Below are 19,042 nucleotides of genomic sequence, written 5' to 3' on the forward strand. Positions count from 1 at the left end.
GCAGATTTCGGTTGGACGACGCTCGCCCATCCACCAACACCAGCGTGATCTAGGTGAGTCGCTTACTCGCGAACGGGCAGAAAACTGCTCCAACACGGTTTCGCTCCCAACGCTTGCCGATAACCGGCCCGTCCGCGCCAAGCTCGCAGCGCTCGCCACTCTTATTTCGAGCGTCGGCGCGGCGATCACGACCTTCGTCGTCCCAGTCAGTTCGCTGGCGGCGAACATCTCGCGATAACGCCATCGCTCACTCCACACTTGACGTCCGTTGCTCGGAAGAGGCAAACACCACATGCATGCCACTCGAACTATAGCACAAGAGGTCGAAGCATGATCGGGAATGAGCGATGAGGCAGTTGCTGCGCCCAGTATTGCGCTCGCCCTTACGACCGCAAGGCGAGAGGCTGCAATGCGCCACTGGCCCGAGCAGCAAAGCAATGCCGGCGATCTCTCTTGGCCCGCAAGCCAGGAGAGCGGCTCCGCTCGTTCTTTGGCGCCAGGGCCGTCGGGTGTGACGGCAGGAAGGACATAAGAGGATGCATATCGAACCGGGACTCGTAACGGGCACGAAGCTCGTGCTGGGCTACGCGACGGGTATGGCCGTAGGCGGCGTCGCACTCAAGCTCGCGGTCGAAACCGTTCGTGAAAAGGGCATCGCGTCGTTTCTGGTGCGGACGGGCGTGGCGACTGCGCTCGTCTTCACGTTTTTCGAGATCTTGCCGCACTTTCCGGTCGGGGTGTCCGAAGTGCACTTCATCCTCGGCTCGACGCTGTTCTTGTTGTTCGGTGCAGCGCCAGCTGCGCTCGGATTGGCGCTCGGCCTTCTGGTGCAAGGCCTGTGCTTCGTGCCGACCGACCTACCGCAATATGGCATGAACGTAACCACACTCTTGGTCCCGCTGCTCGCGATTCAGGCGCTTGCCCAGCGTATCGTTTCCCGCAACACCGCTTATGTCGACCTCCGATACTCGCAAACGCTGGCGCTATCGACCGCATATCAGTCGGGTATCGTGGCGTGGGTGGCCTTCTGGGCCCTGTATGGCGCCGGATTTGGCGCGGCGAACCTTTCCAACATCGTAACTTTCGCCGCATCCTATGCGATCGTCATTGTCATCGAGCCGTTCGCCGACCTTGCGGTGTTGGCGACAGCCAAGGCAGTGCGTGATCTGACCGCCGATGCGCTGGTGACGACCCGCCTCCACAACTCTGGCTAGCGATGATCGGCGGGACGGGATGTGCCGCCATTCAAGGGATGTGGCTCTGTTCCCGATTGTGTATCGGTTGCCGGAATACCGGGAAGCTGACGCTCGCCGCGGCTCGCACGGAATAGCAAACCGTCGACATTTCGTGGAGCTATAGGAGGAATGGGCCGGACTGCGCGTGAGGGCAGCTTCTCTCTTGCTCGTCGTCGATCATCGGGCAGACTGGGCGCCCACCGGCGTGGGAGCTCCTATGGCGGCGAGGAATTTGGTTCGCCACCCGCAGGCCTCCGACGCGACGGGCTGCAGCGAAGTCGGCGTCAAATCCAGTCGGCAAGCGGTGACTTCGCTATCCTGCAGTCGCTCAGCCTCGCCTTCAAGCGACTCTCTCTCGGTTATCTGGTGCCGGCGTTCATCCATCACGCTGGATTGACACCCAGCCTGCGCAGTTATGCGTGCCTGCCAGCGCGGCGCAAGCGGCGGCAACTGTGAAGAAGTGGCCTCGCGGACGGGCGTCTGGCCTGATCGTCCCGCTGGAAGACCGGCCCAAAAAGCCCGGCCGCCAGCTACAGCGACCGGGCGAAGGCAAATACGAATTTCATGAACGCTCCAATCATATGGCAGTCCATTCGGGACGGACATCCCCCGCCAATGCGGGGCCGCACCCGGTGGGCCTGCCGGCTTACAATGAAAATTGGTATCCTCCGGGTTCGATAATTCTCGCGCCAACGTTGCGGAACGGGCCAGAGCACGCCGAACTCAACTTGGACGAATGTCACGCCGAGACATCGTCAATCGTGAGTGATGCGGTGGAATCAGCCGGATCCGTTGTGAGCGCCGCCAGATAGCGAGCGAAGAGTGAGATCGTTCGGGTGTGCGACTCGAGGGCGCTCTTGCCGCTGCGGCCTCCAAGCCAATCGTTAAACAGTCGTTTGCGGCTAGCGCCAAGGTCGGCGTTTTCGACGAGGGTATCGCGTGCTGAATAGACCCTCTCCCGCAAAGCGGATCGGCCGAGGAAGCCGCCATTCCGGCAAAGCATAATATGCGCCTCCTTGGCGGACCGCGGACCACCGTCTCTGTCCGAATGCATCCGCTGAAAAACTCTAGCCTCGATCGCAGCGAACGGACCGATGTTCAAGCGGATAGCCTCCGAGGTGTACCGCCCATTCTTGTTGTAGACATTGGTAGGCAGCTGGCGCCAATTGCGAAGTGATACGCTGGTCTGCAGGAGGTCGAGCCGGAAAAGGCAAACGGTTTCGCGGCTTCCACTACGGCGTGCGGCTCCAGCTGAGACGAGGTCAGTCTCGCCCCAGAACGTCGGAGTGGGGGACAGTCCAGGAATTGGTGCCTCGCCCCGAAGCCTGCGCACCGCGTCCGGGCCGATCTGCCGGACCTGGTCGGCCGCCGTCGCCCGGTGGATATCCAATTCGATCGCGAGGCCCCCAAAGTTATCCTCGTTGTGAGCCAGCATGCCGGAAAGAACGTCGATGTAGTGATAGCCGGAATGACAAAGCATTCCGTAGCCGTACCGGTAGGGATGGTCTTCGCGGCAGAGTATCTCCTCCTCGGTGTTCCATACCCCCGCGTGATGCTCGATACCAATATACGTGACCGGGGTACCGAGCTTGCGAGAAGCGTGGCGCGCATACCATCCAATCAGTTCGTAGACGGCATTGTAACGGCGAGGCGTCATTACGGCGCAACGCCCGCCTGTGCGCCTGCAGATCTCCTTCAGCTCCGTGATTGCATCAACGATGCGGTTGGCTGCAGGGCGCCCACACGAAGTCATGGGAAGTATGACGGGCTTATCGACCAGACAATCGAGGCCAAGTCCGAGAGCCGCTCGGAGGTAGCCTAGATGAGCCTTTGGTTCCGTTGAGATGATTACTTTCGTGGCTGGAGTTGCTCTGGCTTTGAGAACGTCCTCCCCATCACGGGAGTACCAGATTCCGTATCGGCGCAGATCGGGGACGTATGAGACGCTCGCCGGCTTGCATGCGCGACTCCGAAAGAAGGCATTCACGCCATCTCTGGCGCTCTCAAGCTCAACGACATGAAAGTCCGACGCCAGCCTGCCGGCGACGGCATTCTCGATCAGAGGAATGTACTTCGCCCGGGCGTAGGGACCAAGCCCAACGAGTATGAGATCCCCTTTCATTCTTCTATCGCCCTCTCTTCTTTATCATGGATCGGAACTTCAGGTTCGATGTCAGCAGACAGCCGGCCCCAGCGGTGAGCGTCCAGCGGCTTGCGGCCCCCAATCGTTCAATCAAGAAAGTGCTCGCTGCTTGGCATTGTTCGCAGCCGGCGTCGGCAACAGGCGCTGCCGCCGGCGTCTGCTGGTGGTTGGGGCCGACGAAGGTCCGGCAAGCGGCCGTCGGACGGATTTTGGTGATCGGTTGCTGTTGAGGCCGGACCGCCAGCCGTCAATGGCGCCGGCCACGAAGATGCCGCGTCAACGAGCATCCGTGATCGGAGTGTGAAGCGATGGGATAGACCTGCAGGTTCTCCGGTTTCTTCGATCACGCCCAGCGGTGCGTCTTCGTTGTCGATAGAAAGACCTGCAGCGACGCCAGTCTGATCTCGAAGGAGCCGAGACACGCGCAATGAAGAAGGTGGGAGAAAGATGCATCAATTCATATCTGGCGAGCGATGGTTGAATGTGGTGTCGAGGCAGATGACTTCACCTCGATCTTCTTGGTCTCGAACAAGAAGCAGGATTTGGGCCATTGCAAATGTTGAGAAATACCGACATTCCTTGTGCGGCAAATGTCGCGCAGCAGACAGCTTGGCGGACTGCAGACACCGGATGGCTTGCCTGCAGCGAGCAGCACGCGGACGCCTTGGCAGTCCAAGCCAATCGTCGAATCTCGTCAAGTATTGACGTCATCAGCCTTTTGCTTGCAGTAAAGGAGATCCGCATCATCATTCCGCCGAGAGTATCGAGCGCGCCGGCGTGCAGAACGCTCTTCTTGCAGAGATTCGAGATCATCTGATGTGCTCGAGACGCGATCCTTCGCTGCCACCGTTTTCGGTTCTTGGAGCGTTGACCCTCCGGTGGGCAGTAGATCGCCAGGCTCGCGTGCGAGTGGCACCATCGATGCTAGCGACGCCCTGAACCATCGCCAGTTTCGGGATATCTACAATATACGTTGATATACGTTGTGCGTGGAGAGCTGCCGTGTAATTGCGCTTTTCGGACAAGGTATCAATGGACCTCCACGCCGATGGGAAAAGAGCCCATGTCTTCCGCAGAAGTGCACCGGCACATTATTTCGCTTCTCCAGAAGCCAAACCCGGTCATCCTGGATATCGGTTGCAACGACGGCACCGATACGAAACATTTTCTCAAGCTGTGCCCGCAGGCGCAGCTCTATTGCTTTGAGCCGGACCCTCGAGCGATCGCTCGTTTCAAGAACAACCTGGGACCGTGCCTCGACAAGGTGAGGCTGTTTGAGGTCGCGATCAGCGATCGAAATGGATCGATCGAATTCCACCCAAGCAATGGGGAGGGAGAGGCGAAGGAATGGGATCTCTCGGGCTCGATACGCCGGCCCAAAAACCATCTCACCGAGTACGGGTGGGTCCGGTTTGACAAGCCATTCTCGGTTGAAACGCGACGGCTGGACGACTGGTGTAGCGAAGCGAAGCTGGACAAGATCGATTTCATTTGGATGGACGTGCAGGGAGCAGAGTCCGATGTGATCGCGGGCGGCAGAAAGGCCTTCAGCAATACGCGCTTTATTTATACAGAATACAGCGACCGGGAGCTCTACGAAGGGCAGCTATCCTTGCAGGCCATTCTTGAGCTGTTGCCTTCGTTCGAAGTGGCAACCCATTATCCGGGCGCGGTAGAAGGCGATGTGCTGCTCAAGAACACGCGATTTTAGAACGATCGCCGCTTTTGGGCACGACAGGCGTGCCATCCAATGTTCGCATCGTGGCCGACCGTGAACCACAGGGTACTCGTTTTGTGATATCGACCCTGCCAGCTTCTATGCGGCACGTTGCGAAGAGGAGCGAGATGGTGCACGATTGGTTTTGATGGCGCATCCTCGCTTCAATCCCGACCGTCGCGCTTGAATGGTTGCAATCGGCGCAATCTTCAGTCCTAACGGTACTTGGCAGTCAGCACGACCCATCTTCGTCCAGCATCAGACCCGCCATGCTCCTGTCGAGCGATCTCGCGCGCGACTATTGATTCCCGGCGCCGCCTGCGACCCTGCATCGATCAACGGCATCGACCGTCTTTGCCTCGCCTCAGGCGCGGCAAAGGATCTGCAGGCCAACGAGGTGAAATTCGTCGCGCCGGATCTACGCGATCGTCCCAGACGGCCGGGTTTCCCCGTCGGTTGATCTGGTTTCAGATATTACAATATGACGCCACGTGCGATTCAAGACCCTTGAACTGGCGGTCGCTCGAATATTTCAAGGCGGCCGCTTCTCACAGGCGAGAGCTCATCCGCGCACTAGTCCGAGGCGTACGCTCGCGCCGTCTTCGGATGGGCTTGTTCCGCATAAGCAGTTGAGGCACATTGCGCTCCATACTTTTTGAGTGACGTCCCATGTGTCGGCCTGCTTCAGAAGCTCGCCTATTTCTCGTTGCCCTGTAGTGGTCCATGAATCTTCAGGTGACCATTTTGAAGCTGCTTGTTAGCTATCCGAATGGCCTCGCCAAGCTCGACGATCTCAAGCGCGACATTGCCATTCTGGCCACGAGCGGCCAAGATTGGTCCGAGCGCACCAAGCGCCTCGCTGCCAGGGTACCTGATCTGAGTATATTTTCCATGAGGCTTGTCGAACGCTACCCGTTCGGATGGCACATCACGGAGAAGGGGCGTGGCGTGCTGGAATACATGGAGAGCCACGAGCGGCCGTCAGTCGTCGACACAAACACTCCAGAGCCCGAATGTGCCCTTGGTAAAATCCCGCCGATGAGGGGTAAGGCATCTCGGCGAGCTCGTGGAAGATCGCGGCAACGGCGCAGTCCACGCGCCCACATCGCCTGAATATTCGATACGCGGTCGATCAATTCTATCTCCGCGGCCGTGCGTCAGAACGTCATGGTTTCCTGGTGGTGATCAAGCCTATGGAGCGAGCCGATGGGTTCCGCCGAAAGAGCGCGTTCAGGAGCTCAATTTGTCCTGCCTGGCTCAAGAAGGTTCCGTGTTTGCCCGAGGTTCGGCAAAAGCCGTCGGTATCGACTGACGTTGCGGCCCGGGCCGAGCACGATCGGCGAGAAACCGTCCTCGGAATCGTCAATGACCAGATGATTGCGGCGTCCATGTCGTGGACGCAACGCGGGCGCTGGTTGGACGATTGGCGCAGAGCGAACGGCCTCAGCAGGAGCCGATGTACCTCGATAATCCGGCGAGGCGGATTTCGTCCTATATAATACGGCCCGCATCATGGGAGAATTCGAGCAGTTCACCAGCACTCTCTCTGGAACCAGGACATCGAGGGTCAAAATGATGGTCGTGTTGGATCGCGTAAAGGCCGGCTTTGCTGTTCCAGAGGAGACGCCATCCGACCACTGAGCGAATGCTGACATGTCGCGATCTTGCCAATCGCTGCCTTTGCGTCTTATTGCCTACATCTGCGCGACCGTTTTCTATAAGCCGATCGTGAAAGTCCTGGGTCGTCCTTCGTTGGTGACGGCGTGTTTTCGTCAATAATCCTCATTTTGATCTGAGGTGCTTTTATTCGGCCATGGACAGTCTTGCCTCGAGGTCCGCACTGATCTCGCGCTGGCCTGCAAGGGCACCAACGCTGGTACGATCCGGACGGCGCCGAAACTCGTCGGCCGCCCAGCGCCGAGCAGCGAGGTATGGCAGGCGCTGGTTTCGTCTAGGACGAGGACAAATTCCCGTAGTCTGCCAAATTTGACAGTGACAATGGCGGGTGTCTCAAGCGTCGCCCGATCTGCCTGGCATGCTTGACAGTTGCCGACGCTTTCGCAGATATGGCGGCCTCTCGCAAAATAGAGTGGATACCCGCGTCGATGATCAAGTCCGAGCTCGTTCAGCGCATCAGCGACCGCAGCCCGCATCTTTATCAGCGTGACGTCGAGAAAATCGTAAGCGCAATCCTGGACGAGATCGTCGACGCACTCGTGCGCGGCGACCGGGTCGAGTTGCGTGGCTTCGGAGTATTTTCGGTCAAGCAACGCCGGGCTCGCACGGGCCGCGACCCACGAACAGGGCGGAACGTTCACATTGACCAGAAGCGCCTTCCGTCCTTCAAGGCCGGCAAGGAAATGCGCGAGCGCCTGAAGCGCGAGATGCAATGCGAGACGGTATCCTCACCATCCGACAAGCAGCTCGACAGATGTATTTGGCCAAAAGAAACCGCGTGACCACAGGGCAACTGATCTTCGCCCGCAATCACCACAAGGCTGTCTTTTGTTTCGTCTATGCGCAATGCGGCCGTACTCGCCATGCGGCCGGCGCGGACTCAAATTGAAGCGTTTTTCTACCTGACCCATGACCGTCACCGCTGAAATCGGATGGTTAGGTTGACGACGGTGAGCGGTCAAACCACGACCGTCGACAGCGGACATTCTCTGCGGCCCTTGATATGAGGCCGGCTGCGCCGATCAGCGCGGCAATGATCCATTTCGACCGAGGGGTGAGCCATTCGAAGCTCGTGACGATCGCGCAGAAAGAAGGGCGCTTATGCGACGTCGTCCAGGACAGTCTACGTGCCTCATGCGCCTCGACGAACCCAGACATGCATATGCACGCAGTTGTGTCCGCTGTCCTGGCTGTAGGCTGCACGTGCAACGCGACGTTCTCAGCTTCCCTCGGACAACGACGGCATCAAAGTCCTTGCCGGCTTTGGGCCCCGTGGAGCGCGGTGGTTCGCCTTCACGGCGCGTGTAAAACAATCAGGACGTCCGGCTAAATGAAGGCAAGGACGAGCAGGCTCGAACAGAGCAGCGCGAAGCTGGTCGCAGTCAGTGCGAGAAGGCTGCCGGAGACAAGGTCATGATTGCGCATCAATCACCCTCGATTGCACAATTAGACAAGCCAGGAGCGGTAGTTCCAATGCCCACTTTGATATAAAACCGATAACTGATTCCGGATGCACTATTCCTGCTTCTTCGAGGACATCATGCATCTTCGCTGCGCCATTGGACTGAAGTTCGTTGAACTTTGGCGCAGGCAGGCTCTTTGAGAGCCTTCCGAAAAAGGCAGGATCTGATGCGGCGATTGTCGAATGTTGATCGGCACGCCAGGCGAAGCTGAGACCAATGACCCGATCGCGGGCCGATGGCCAGCCTTTGAACTCGCTGTGGAACCTGCGGGAAAATCGGTGTTCGGTTGTTTAGTGTCCCAGACGGTTCAACTCTCAGCAAGCTGGTCCACCCGATCGGCCGGGGCGGCCGGCTATTGGTGCCTTTGCCGAGCTTGCGGCCGTATTATCGCGGGTCCCAGTTCGGGCGTGTCGTCCTTCCAACGGACTGAGCCGAACGGCCTCTCCAACATGCGGCGGACGCGTACCGGGGCAGGGCCGAGATGGAAGCGAATGGCCCGCTGCTCCAATTCACGTTCCCACTGGGTCGAGCGGTTGCGCCAGCGCAAGTAGTCGAACCAGGTCGGGCAGTGATAGCGCTCGGTCCACAATTCGGGATCGGCAATGTCGCGCGCGATCGACCAGCCATAGGCCCCGTTGCGCTGGCGTGACAGTTGCACGTCCTGCATCACATTATGAAACGCTCGCGCATTCTCCTGTGCAACCCGATACTCGATCTCGACGACGAGCGGTCCGCTACGCCCGGTCAAGGCGAGACGTACCTCGGGATCGCCGACAAGCGCGGCTTCTTCTCCTCTCGCGCCGACGCGGGGCATGGGCAGCCAACGGCCGATCAGTGGAGAGGCCAGCATCAAGGCGGCCGACACCATGAGCGCAGTTTCGACCCCTGCCGCGTCGGTTAGATGACCCCAACCCCAGCTGCCGACGGCAATTCCGCCTGAGCTCGCCGCCTGATAGGCTGCGAGCGAGCGTCCGGCCACCCAGCGCGGTGCCGACAACTGCACCCCAATGTTGAACACGGTCCACGCCATCATCCAGACGGCCCCGGCCAGGACCAGTGCCGCCGCGGTCAACACAGCTTCGCGGCTGAGCGCGACCGCGGCGATCGCCGCGCCCATCGTCAGCGCGCAGGCGCGGATTGCGGCCTCGCCGCTCATCCGCTTGCGGATCTCGGTGATGTTCAGTGCGCCGACCACCGCGCCCAGGCCAAAGGCGCCGAGCATGATGCCGTAGGTCTGAGCGTCACCATGCAAGAGGTCGCGCGCCACCAGCGGCATCAGCGCGGTGACTGCGCCGCCGACGACGCCGGTCACCAAAGTGCGGACGAGCACAATCTTGATCGATGGCGAATTGCTGATGTAGCGCACACCGGACACTATCGCGCGGCTGAACCCTTCAGGCGGCAGGCGTGAGGGCGCGCTGCTGCGTTTCCAAAGGAACAAGGCGATTACCAGCGGCAGATAGAGCAACGTGTTAAGCGCGAATGCGGCCACTGCGCCCGCAGTCGCCACCACGACGCCGCCGATCGCCGGACCTACGCTGCGCGCGATATTGTAGCTGATGCCGTTCAGCGCGACTGCCGCAGGCAGCTGCGCTTCCAACGGCACTTGTTCGCCAACCGACGATTGCCAAGCCGGTCCCATCAGCGCCATGCCGCTGCCGACGATGAAGCAAAGCATGAGCAAGAGGTTCGGTGTGGCTAGACTAAGCCAGGCGACCACGGTGAGGGCGGTTGCGCCGGCGCACGCGATGCCAAGCGAGATCAGTGCGACGATGCGACGGTCATACATATCGGCGATCGCGCCGGCTGGTAACGAAATCAGCATCACCGGCAGCAACAGTGCGGTCTGCACCAATGCGACCTTGTCGGCCGAGGACGTCATCTGCGTCATTGCCCAAGCCGCACCAACACCTTGAATCAGGATGCCGAGATTCGAGAGGAGGCTCGCAAGCCAGATGCGCCGGAAGGTCGCGTGCCGAAGCGGCGCCGTGATGCCGTCGGCAGCGCTACGCATCTGGACTTTGGCTCGATCGATCATATCGGTTCGTGATGATCTACCATGATTCGAGTCGGGTGCGGATCACAAGGATGTTCCCGGCGCGATGCCGCGCTCAAAAGTCTGGCATGCGTGAAGCGCTGCGTCGATCGCCTGTGACGCAGACGATGATAATGGCGGCGTGCGAAGCGGCACCCTTACCGGCGTGATATCTGCAATCTCCTATCACGACATGATGCAACGAAGATGCAACAGGGAAGCGCCGATTGCGCTCTCGCGTACGCTTTTGCTCCTCGAGCCACCTGTCGCAACTTGTCCCACAACGTCCGGCGATCGCTGAAGACGATGAAGGCACGCTATGCCACGAGAAGAAGGCGGGCGTAGAACGATCGCATTGGTCCGTTTCGTACAAAGTGCGCATCCAACTGCGAGCACAATCTGTCAATATAACCCTGCCAGCGGTGTACGAAATGTTCTGCGCCGCGAGATGCGTGGTGAACTGCGCTCTCGATCAGACGGAGCCGACACATTCCATGTCGCGGGACTTGTCCAATATCAAACTCATACAGGTGTGCGGTGATTGGTGGAGTTTGCTGTCGCCTACCGAATGGCTTCGTGCCAGTGTGTCTGGCGCGGGTTCTAACCCGTCTCAGGCGGCGATGCTAGCGAACGAGCTCCGCCGAACGCAAGATGGCGCAAGAGATCGATCTCGATTGGAGCTGCGGGACCAACGATTGTTGAGGCCGCAGAGAGCGGGTCTATCGCAGGTGGAATGAAAGTATTCGAGAATCGAAATACTGACACCGTTGCTTGATCCACCATGCAATCTTCATCCTAGGGAAGCGAACGTGACGGCATACCGTGGACCTGTCTTTGACATGGCCGTGAAGCAATTCGAGGTCATCGCAGATTATCTATGCATACCGCAGGACGCGAGAGCTCGGCTACTGATGCCAAAGCGCGCGGTCACGGTCTCTTGTCCGATTCATCGTGATGACGGCACGATGGCGGTCTTCGAGGGCTATCGCGTGCAGCATCACCTAACGCTTGGCCCAACGAAAGGTGGTACGCGCTTCGCTGCAAGCGTTGATCTCGGCGAAGTTGCGGCACTCGCCATCTGGATGAGCTGGAAGTGCGCACTGGTCGGATTGCCCTATGGTGGCGCGAAGGGAGGAATCAACGTCGATCCCTCAAGCTTGTCCAAGCGCGAACTTGAGGTGCTTTCGCGTCGCTATATGCAGGAGATGATTCCGTTCGTTGGACCGCATACAGATGTGATGGCGCCCGACATGGGAACCAACGAGCAGATCATGGCCTGGTTCATGGACACCTACTCTATGTATCAAGGGCAAACAGTCACGGAAATCGTGACGGGAAAGCCCGTCAGCGCCGGCGGAACATTGGGACGTCGTGAAGCCACAGGCAGAGGCGTCGCTCATTTGGTTCATCGTGCCGCAGATGAGCTTAAGATCCGTCTCAGTGGTGCAACCGCGGTCGTACAGGGGTTCGGAAATGTCGGTTCGATCGCCGCGCTCGAACTGCACAATATGGGTGTGAAAGTGATTGCGGTAAGCGATCACACCGGCGCGCTATATCGGCCCGCGGGCCTCGACATTCCCCAGTTGGTCAGGCATGCAGCCTCGCGAGGGAGCCTGAACGGCTACTCCAGCGAACTTGCTTTGGACTCAATGGAGATGCTGACGTTGCAGTGCGATGTGCTTGTTCCAGCCGCCGTGGAACGGGTCATCAACGGCAAAATTGCTGGTAACCTGCGTTGCCGGATACTTGCTGAAGGAGCGAATGGTCCGACCACGCCAGAGGCCGATCGAGTTCTCGAGAAGCGTCAGAAGGAGATCTTTGTGATCCCGGATATTTTGTGCAACCCAGGAGGTGTGGTGGTCAGCTACTTCGAATGGGTGCAGGACCTTCAGCGATTGTTCTGGGAGGAGGAAGAGGTGATGCGGCGAGAGTACCAAGTGCTCGATCGCGCGTTTGAGCGCGTATTGTCGCGAAGCAGGCGAGACAAGATTTTCAACCGGAGCGCCGCTATGGCAATTGGTGTGGAGCGGGTCCGTGGTGCAAAGGACACGCGTGGACTGTTTCCGTAGCGATATCCGAGCACCGAATTGACTGAGCGCGACGCAGCCGCGAGAGACTCTCAAGTGGAACGGCCAGCGACCGTGCTCGCGTGTCGTTTGGCGACCGCGATGACGGCAGGCATGTGTCGAGCGGTTACGACCGCACCAGGGCGGAGCACGGTCGCCCCGGCGCTCTGCTCCTTCAGTCCATTTGGCGGTGCGTCGGGACACAGTCAGAGCCATATTATGCTGATGCAATGTCTGGCGCATCCGTACGATACGCATGATGAATGGGTCCAGATGCGGCACGGCTCAACCCGAGTTGCCGTCGGCGACGCTTCCGCCGCCGCATGCGCTGGCTCAGGCTTCTGTTGCGGCAAATCCTGTCTCGTCCCGCCGCCGCGTCCTTAGTCGTTGCTCCGGCCTGAAATCAGGGGCTTTCGCCGACGATTGCCCAGGCGCAACCGAGGGTTGAGGTGCCGGTGCTTGTCGGAGTCGAGGAGCGCGCTCGTCGCACCAACAGAGTCCAGAACGCCTCTCAGCCAGCCTGCCGTCATCCGAGACGGCAGACCCAGCAGCGGGGGCTCACCCTTCTCCTCGCGTTAGTCAGCTTCTCGAAAGCCAACCTTCCTAGCATTCGAACCTGGTCTCTAGGTGTCGATGCCGTCCATGACTGAACTGGTCACAAACCTTGGGGTACCCGCTGGGCGGATCGGCGAGAAGCTTAGTTCTCATAACAGCGAGGAGGGCAATATGGATTCCAATCGGATAAGCGGTACCGGCTCGCCAGCGGCGCCAACGCGGTATATTGGCGCACAGGAGGATCATAGTCTTCTATTTGGGCAGGCTCTGAATGAAGCCAGGTCATCGTCTGCCACGCCTGGAAAGGCTCCGATCTGGAGTTCGAGCGCTCCATACGGGAACTTCTCACGCGATGGCTACACTTGGAACAACGACGTATGGGGCGCGGGCGCCGGACTTCAGACGATTTCTGTGCGTGCGGTCAACCAGTGGGGCGTGTGGTCGAACCAGCCTAATACCGGGGGAATCAAGAGCTATCCGCACCAGGCTTTCAATGTCGGGAAGCCGCTGAGTTCAATCAACACGCTACGCTCGAGCTTCAATCAGGGTGTTCCTGCCGGCGGCGCCTGGGACGTTGCCTACGATATCTGGGACAGCTCAAACCAGTATGAGATAATGCTATGGACAAACTACACCGGAAACTCGGACGGCGGCGGCAACGTAAAGCCCATTTCATATCATTACTCTCCTTCGCGGGCGGCGATCCCGGTCTATCGAAATATCGATGCAGGCGGGGCGACTTGGAACGTGTTTGAAGGCTTCAATGGTCACAAGGTCATCTCACTCCTTCGCACTTCGAAGACCAACAGTGGGACAGTGGACATCAAGAGTATCCTGGAGTGGATCAAGTCGAAGGGCTACTTTGGCGACATAAACGTCGGTAGCGTCCAATACGGCGTCGAGATCACCTCGTCCCCAGGCGGAATGAACTTCAATTTCAACGACTGGACCGTGACCTCAAAATGAGGATCCACGGGCCGTGAGGTGACCTGCGCTTATCCAGTCGTGTCCATGCGCCGTGGGCTGCCTCGATCTGGCTGCGGGGATCGATGCTCGCCCTTTGACTTGCCGGAGGGGTCTCCACACCGCACCCCATGCCCTCGGGCAATGCGATTTCCGTTCTTTGGCGCGAAGCCGGATTGGAGGGATCGCCGGAGTTACCTTCAACTGGCTTAACGTTTTGGCATACCGCCAAAATGAAGCCGAGCAACTCGCTTGCCACCGCCGCAACTGCAGTTGTCTTGGCGTGCCTTCCATGCGAGGTCTTTGATAATTTGCTGCGCGTCCGCTCAACGGGTCAAGAGACACTGACCAACGCTGGCTCTGCTGTGACGACGCCACGCAGCATCCAGCAAGCTCTCAGACGGCAACGGCTCTAGCTCGTCGCAGAGCCGTTGGCGCCAGTGGCTCAGGTCCGAGCGCACCTGCGGGAACCCGTGCTGAAAGAACGTATGCTTCCGACCCCATGTCGACCAGCAACTCCCTTGCTTAGGCCGGGCCACATCGCGTCGTGAGCAAGGCCCGGCAATGCACAACTGGATCGTCCCAAGCCTGCGAGACTATGCTGTGAGTGTCTTCGGCAGGGTTTATCGCTCCCGCTGCGTGCCGTTCGATCGATCACCATTTCTGCCACGCCGTCACTTGCACATCGCTCTTGAGCGGGCCGAAGGGTCTCCATGGCCCGGCCCGCGTTATTTGATCCGCTGATGAAAGTCGAGCGCCAAGCGGCCGCAGCAGTATCGATCCATTTGCGGCGTTGGGCTTCGTGTGAACCTGTGCCGGCTCTAATCGGGAGCGGGAGCGCGGCCGCACGTGCACTGACTCTCGACTGATCGTTGCTGCAGGACCACCTGCTTGGCGGCCCTTGAGAAGCGGCAAGCGTATTCTTTAGTTCTGACGATGGAGAAATTGATGGACGCAGGACAGGCACAGCGGAGTGCAGGTTCTTCCCCGAACACGTTTGAAGAGGGGCCGCAGGAAAGTTACCTCGGCGGCTCCACCCGAGCCGTGGCGGATTGGGTCGAAGCCTTGACGGGGTATCAGACCTCCGCCTTCTCGCGCGAGCGAATCCTGAGAGACTGGGCTGGCGAGGAGGGGCTGGGCGAAGCCGAGGATCGGCAACGGGGGGGTCACGAATTAGGGCTTCAAACAACATCGGCTCGCGTTCGGTGGATTTGTCATCTCTGTCCCTGACCGCTTTGCCCGCCGCCCTGCCGCGAAGGTTGCTGCAACTTCGCGCCACCCACAACGAGCTGAGCAGCCTGCCCGCTGGATTCCCGCCCGGTCTCCGACAACTTCTCATCAGCCACAACCGTTTGACCAGTTTGCCGGACACCCTTCCGGCGAGCCTCGTTGAGCTGGACGTGAGCGATAACATGTTGGGCAGTCTGCCGGCCACTCTGCCGGCTCAGCTCGAAATCCTGAGCGCAAATAACAACCAGCTAAGTAGCCTGCCCGCCTCTCTTCCGAGCACACTCTCCTCGCTCGCGATTAGCGGCAATCAGCTGACCGACCTGCCGTCCCTCCCATCGGGGCTCATCGAGCTCGACGTCAGCGGCAATCAATTGACCGACCTTCCCGAACCCCTTCCGAGCTGGCTTCAATCGCTCAATCTCAGCGGTAACCGCCTGACCAGCCTGCCTGAGGGGCTTCTTGAGGGCCTTCTACTTAGTTACCCGCATTTGGCGAACCTCGAGTTCGGGGATAACCCACTGCCGGCCGCCGTCCTCGCTCATCTGGCGGCTGAGGCGTTACCGCGGCTTGCGCAGCCGTCTCTGGACGAGGCGGCCGCGAACTGGCTCGGGGACGACCCGGCGGCACTGGCCGAATGGCAGCACTTTGCGGATGAGCCAGGCGCCCAGGACTACGCACGGTTTCTAGAGAGGCTACGAGGAACCGTGAACTACCGCAATGACGCATTTCGGCAGGCAGTGGCTGATGATCTGCGGCAGGCGACGACCCATCCGAGATTGCGCGAGCTGTTTTCGCACAGGCTTCCGAGGCCAATGAGAGCTGCGAGGATCGTGTTACTTTGCACTGGAACGGTATGCGGACCGCGCGCCTTAACGCTGACGTCGAGGCCGGGGTATATGACGATCGGCTTGCCGAACTGATCCAACATGGCCGTGTTGCGTTCCGCTTGGAGGCGCTGGACCGGATCGCGCGCGACAGGGTCAACTCCGACCCGAGCATAGACGACGTCGAAGTCTACCTGGCCTATCAACATCTGCTGCGCACCCCGCTCGAGCTCAGTCACGTCGCCCCTGACATGCGTACAATCTGGATGGGAAGCGCGCGAGCAGGGGCTTGCGCAGATTTGGAGCAGCTCCCTCTTCGCGTATCGTCCTGGATGATGCCAATAGTCGGCTGACCGTCCCGGTGGCGAGCGTATCAAGCGCGTCGGCGCCTTGACTGCGTCAAGCGGGCGGACGTTCTGGCCCAAGGCAATAGTGCAGCAAGCTGTTGCACAAATTCGCCATTCGACACGCCTCAGCGAAGGCGCTCATGTCTTTAACGTTTCGGGCAGACAGCCTGGTCAAACGAGGCCGAAGTCGTCTTCGGCCGGCCTCCCTCGCTCCCCTTGCCATCTGGGATGTCAGACATACTGCACCAATTTGAGGTAATCGTCCGTGAGGACTGGTGAGCGGATGGAAGAAGCCGCGTCGTGAAGGAAGGTATTCAGAGTCCGGCGAGCGCGAATGCGGTCTTCGAAAGATAGCCGCTTCGGCGCGCGAGTACGGAGAATCGCTAATTCGGAACTGACCAGGTCCGCTGCGGCCGCCGAACAATCTGAGGCCGAGAAGCAACCGGCAGACATGACAGCTTGTGCCAGTCCGAGTGTGGTGAGCCAACCCGCATAGACGAGTACGGCGCCGTCTGTCTCATTGAGCCCAGACAGATCCTCAATTGCAGCAGCGTGGACTTGTGCCGCACCGAGAGACCGAAAGAGAGCGGCTATTTCGTCACGTGTGGCTCGAGAGAGAAGGCAGCGGCCGAGATGTGATAGCAGCGTCTCGGTCGGACCTTCGAAGATGCGGAGAATGCGTGCGTCTCGATAGATCTTAGCGACAGGCGTTCCCTCATCGTAACCACGTCCGCCCAGCAGTTGGACGCATTGATCAGCGACGAGGCCGCACCACTCCGACGACAAAACCTTCGTTGCTGACGCAAGGTGGACGTTGGGTGCGCCCTGCGTTGAGACAAGTCGGCAGGATGCAGCCAGCATTGCCTTCACGATTTCCCGCCGCAGTACCATCTGTCCAAATAACTGCTCGATATAGCTGTTCTCGAGCATGCGCAGCTTGCCTAGTCGACGATGGCTTGCATATGAGGCTGCGACCTGGATGGCGCGTTCAAGCGCTCCAAGGCCCATGGCTGCCACACCGATGCGCCCGCGGTTCATACTGGATGCTGCCGCTCCCCAGCCGTCCTGATCGCGAGAGAGCACGTAAGCACTCGGCAGCTCGACGTCGTGGAACTCCAGGGTATTCTGAATAATTCCGCGTAGACCGAGCGTGCGATGCTCGTGCGTGACCTTTAGGCCAGGAGCCTGCCTATCAACCAATACGCCAACGACCCGGCCTTTCGCATCGGGACCGGAAGCGCGCGCAAAGCAAACGATCCAACGAGCCCAGTCAGCGAGGCCGATCCAAATTTTGCGGCCAGAGACGCGAACTCTATCTTCGTGCATGAAAGCCGAAGCCTCTATATGTCGCGGGGCGGAGCCAGCTCCAGGCTCTGTTAAAGCGAAAGCGCAAAGGTCGCCGCGTGTTGCGCCCCGCATGACCTGCCTCTGTCCAGGGATATGCGGTGCCGCTTCGATGCAGGGCAAGGCCAGGAAGTTATGGATCACGAGGGTAGAGGCAGCCGAGACATCGAAGGACGCAGTGGCGGAGATGAGGTCGATGGCGTCTTGCAGGGGAAGAGCTAGCCCGCCATGCTCTGTTGGTGTCGTGAGCCCGAATAGCCCATGCTTTGCCAATACGCTGTGCAGGGTCGGAGGGAATGCTCGACGGTCATCCGCGTCTGCGAAATTCAACTGACTGAGGTCATCGATCAAACGAGAATATAGGGCAGTAGGTGCACCAAGTTCAGACGTGCGTTCCTGCGCCTCATCGCATAAGGGATAAGCTTGAGTGTACATAGCCATAAGAGCAGAATGATTGCGTGCGCGCTTCGTGCCAATCATCCGCGTGGCTAGCTCGTATAGACATTGGTATAGATGGATGCCAGCGTAACGTAAGCAGGCTATCCCGGATCGGGATTTATCGCGAATGCTGCTGGGCTGGCTTCAAGATGCCTCTTGCACGACGAACCCCAGCGTGTTCGCGACCGCGCAGTACCGCACGGTGCGCACCAGGGGCTCGTTGTGCAGACCACCGCCAGGCTGATGGTGTGATCGCCGCGTCAAGGATCTGGGGCAGCTCAAAGACACGGATCAGTTGCCGAAGCTCACCGCAGGACGTCAGATTCGGATGTCGGCGAACCAGCCGCCTGAATAACCTCGTCACCTAAGATCCCGTATAGAAACCAGCGAACTGATTGGCGGCCAGCTCAAGTGCAAGACATTTATCGCAACTTCGTGAATCGCTCGACATGCCCAATTGCCATGGAGGCCTGTGGCCACGCGAAGGTTGATTACGTCGAGCCACGTAGTATCAGAGTGATGGCAGAAGGCTGGGAGGATCCGAACTATTGGGCGAGGTGGACGTGCGTACCGTTCCTCACTCGTCAGCTTCTCGAAAGCTCCCCTTGCAAAAATCTAGCCGAAACGACCCAACTCGACCCATGCCGAGATTTCATTGACGTTATGATCTCCTGCGCGAGCAACGACTATTGGAGCAACAACCGGGTGATTTTGACGCACACTATCCGCGGGCGGCGGCCGACGCCATTCCCCCGAGCGCCTCGGCGCGCTGTCAGCGCCGCTTCGAGGTCTGCGCTGATCACCTCATCCTCCGACTTCACCTCGCCCCGAGCTGAAGTGCTGGGTTCTTCACGGACGACCAATGAAGCTGGTCAGCTGAGCGACAGCTAAGCCCTCTAGCATACGAACATCTCTATCCAGACAAGGGCCAAGTTTGATGGGCTCACCAAAATCTGGAAGAGAAGGAGCTGCCTCCCCTCAACATACCGAACCGTTCGAGAAACC

Annotated in this window: 9 protein-coding genes and 1 pseudogene; 7 read left to right on the forward strand and 3 right to left on the reverse strand. The window is 59.4% G+C overall.

Features of this window, described 5'->3' with window-relative positions:
- Positions 1-536: 536 nt before the first annotated feature.
- Positions 537-1,214, forward strand: a complete 678-nt coding sequence (locus P6U30_RS11795; protein ID WP_407169232.1) for an energy-coupling factor ABC transporter permease — start codon at positions 537-539, stop codon at positions 1,212-1,214.
- Between the two features lie 760 nt (positions 1,215-1,974).
- Here the strand turns inward: P6U30_RS11795 and P6U30_RS11800 are convergent.
- Entirely contained in the window at positions 1,975-2,892 is a 918-nt protein-coding gene (locus P6U30_RS11800; protein ID WP_407151252.1) for a hypothetical protein, read from the reverse strand.
- A gap of 1,549 nt (positions 2,893-4,441) precedes the next feature.
- On the opposite strand from P6U30_RS11800, the gene P6U30_RS11805 reads away from it, so the two are divergent.
- The 3 genes from P6U30_RS11805 (at position 4,442) to P6U30_RS11815 (ending at position 7,554) form a co-directional block, all read left to right on the forward strand.
- Entirely contained in the window at positions 4,442-5,089 is a 648-nt protein-coding gene (locus P6U30_RS11805) for an FkbM family methyltransferase (RefSeq protein WP_280973055.1), read from the forward strand.
- Positions 5,090-5,818: 729 nt separating this feature from the next.
- The gene (locus tag P6U30_RS11810; protein ID WP_407169233.1) at positions 5,819-6,208 is read left to right on the forward strand and encodes a hypothetical protein; all 390 of its coding nucleotides are present in this window, start codon (positions 5,819-5,821) and stop codon (positions 6,206-6,208) included.
- Positions 6,209-7,200: 992 nt separating this feature from the next.
- Entirely contained in the window at positions 7,201-7,554 is a 354-nt protein-coding gene (locus P6U30_RS11815; RefSeq protein ID WP_280973053.1) for an integration host factor subunit beta, read from the forward strand.
- Between the two features lie 1,033 nt (positions 7,555-8,587).
- Here the strand turns inward: P6U30_RS11815 and P6U30_RS11820 are convergent.
- Complete coding sequence (locus tag P6U30_RS11820; protein ID WP_407151253.1) at positions 8,588-10,249, reverse strand: MFS transporter; 1,662 nt, start codon at positions 10,247-10,249, stop codon at positions 8,588-8,590.
- Between the two features lie 830 nt (positions 10,250-11,079).
- Between P6U30_RS11820 and P6U30_RS11825 the strand changes: the two genes are divergently transcribed.
- From P6U30_RS11825 to P6U30_RS11835, 3 genes and pseudogenes are all read left to right on the forward strand, one after another.
- Positions 11,080-12,339: a Glu/Leu/Phe/Val family dehydrogenase gene (locus tag P6U30_RS11825; protein WP_407169234.1), complete on the forward strand. Its 1,260-nt coding sequence runs from the start codon at positions 11,080-11,082 to the stop codon at positions 12,337-12,339.
- Between the two features lie 639 nt (positions 12,340-12,978).
- Positions 12,979-13,857, forward strand: coding sequence for a glycoside hydrolase family 12 protein (locus tag P6U30_RS11830; RefSeq protein WP_407169235.1), 879 nt, complete (start codon positions 12,979-12,981; stop codon positions 13,855-13,857).
- A 1,409-nt stretch (positions 13,858-15,266) separates the two neighbouring features.
- Positions 15,267-16,261, forward strand: a pseudogene (locus P6U30_RS11835) (NEL-type E3 ubiquitin ligase domain-containing protein).
- A 225-nt stretch (positions 16,262-16,486) separates the two neighbouring features.
- Here the strand turns inward: P6U30_RS11835 and P6U30_RS11840 are convergent.
- Positions 16,487-18,079 (reverse strand): acyl-CoA dehydrogenase family protein, encoded by a 1,593-nt coding sequence (locus tag P6U30_RS11840; RefSeq protein WP_407169236.1) that lies wholly within the window; start codon positions 18,077-18,079, stop codon positions 16,487-16,489.
- Positions 18,080-19,042 lie beyond the last annotated feature (963 nt).

This window comes from Bradyrhizobium sp. ORS 111 (assembly GCF_045571485.1).
Taxonomy (GTDB): domain Bacteria; phylum Pseudomonadota; class Alphaproteobacteria; order Rhizobiales; family Xanthobacteraceae; genus Bradyrhizobium.

What these genes read in the sequence shown, in the direction of transcription:
- P6U30_RS11795 (WP_407169232.1), top strand. Translation starts at nt 537, where the DNA reads ATGCATATCGAACCGGGACTCGTAACGGGCACGAAGCTCGTGCTGGGC.
- P6U30_RS11800 (WP_407151252.1), bottom strand. Translation starts at nt 2,892, where the DNA reads ATGACGCCTCGCCGTTACAATGCCGTCTACGAACTGATTGGATGGTAT.
- P6U30_RS11805 (WP_280973055.1), top strand. Translation starts at nt 4,442, where the DNA reads ATGTCTTCCGCAGAAGTGCACCGGCACATTATTTCGCTTCTCCAGAAG.
- P6U30_RS11810 (WP_407169233.1), top strand. Translation starts at nt 5,819, where the DNA reads ATGAATCTTCAGGTGACCATTTTGAAGCTGCTTGTTAGCTATCCGAAT.
- P6U30_RS11815 (WP_280973053.1), top strand. Translation starts at nt 7,201, where the DNA reads ATGATCAAGTCCGAGCTCGTTCAGCGCATCAGCGACCGCAGCCCGCAT.
- P6U30_RS11820 (WP_407151253.1), bottom strand. Translation starts at nt 10,249, where the DNA reads ATGCGTAGCGCTGCCGACGGCATCACGGCGCCGCTTCGGCACGCGACC.
- P6U30_RS11830 (WP_407169235.1), top strand. Translation starts at nt 12,979, where the DNA reads ATGACTGAACTGGTCACAAACCTTGGGGTACCCGCTGGGCGGATCGGC.
- P6U30_RS11840 (WP_407169236.1), bottom strand. Translation starts at nt 18,079, where the DNA reads ATGATTGGCACGAAGCGCGCACGCAATCATTCTGCTCTTATGGCTATG.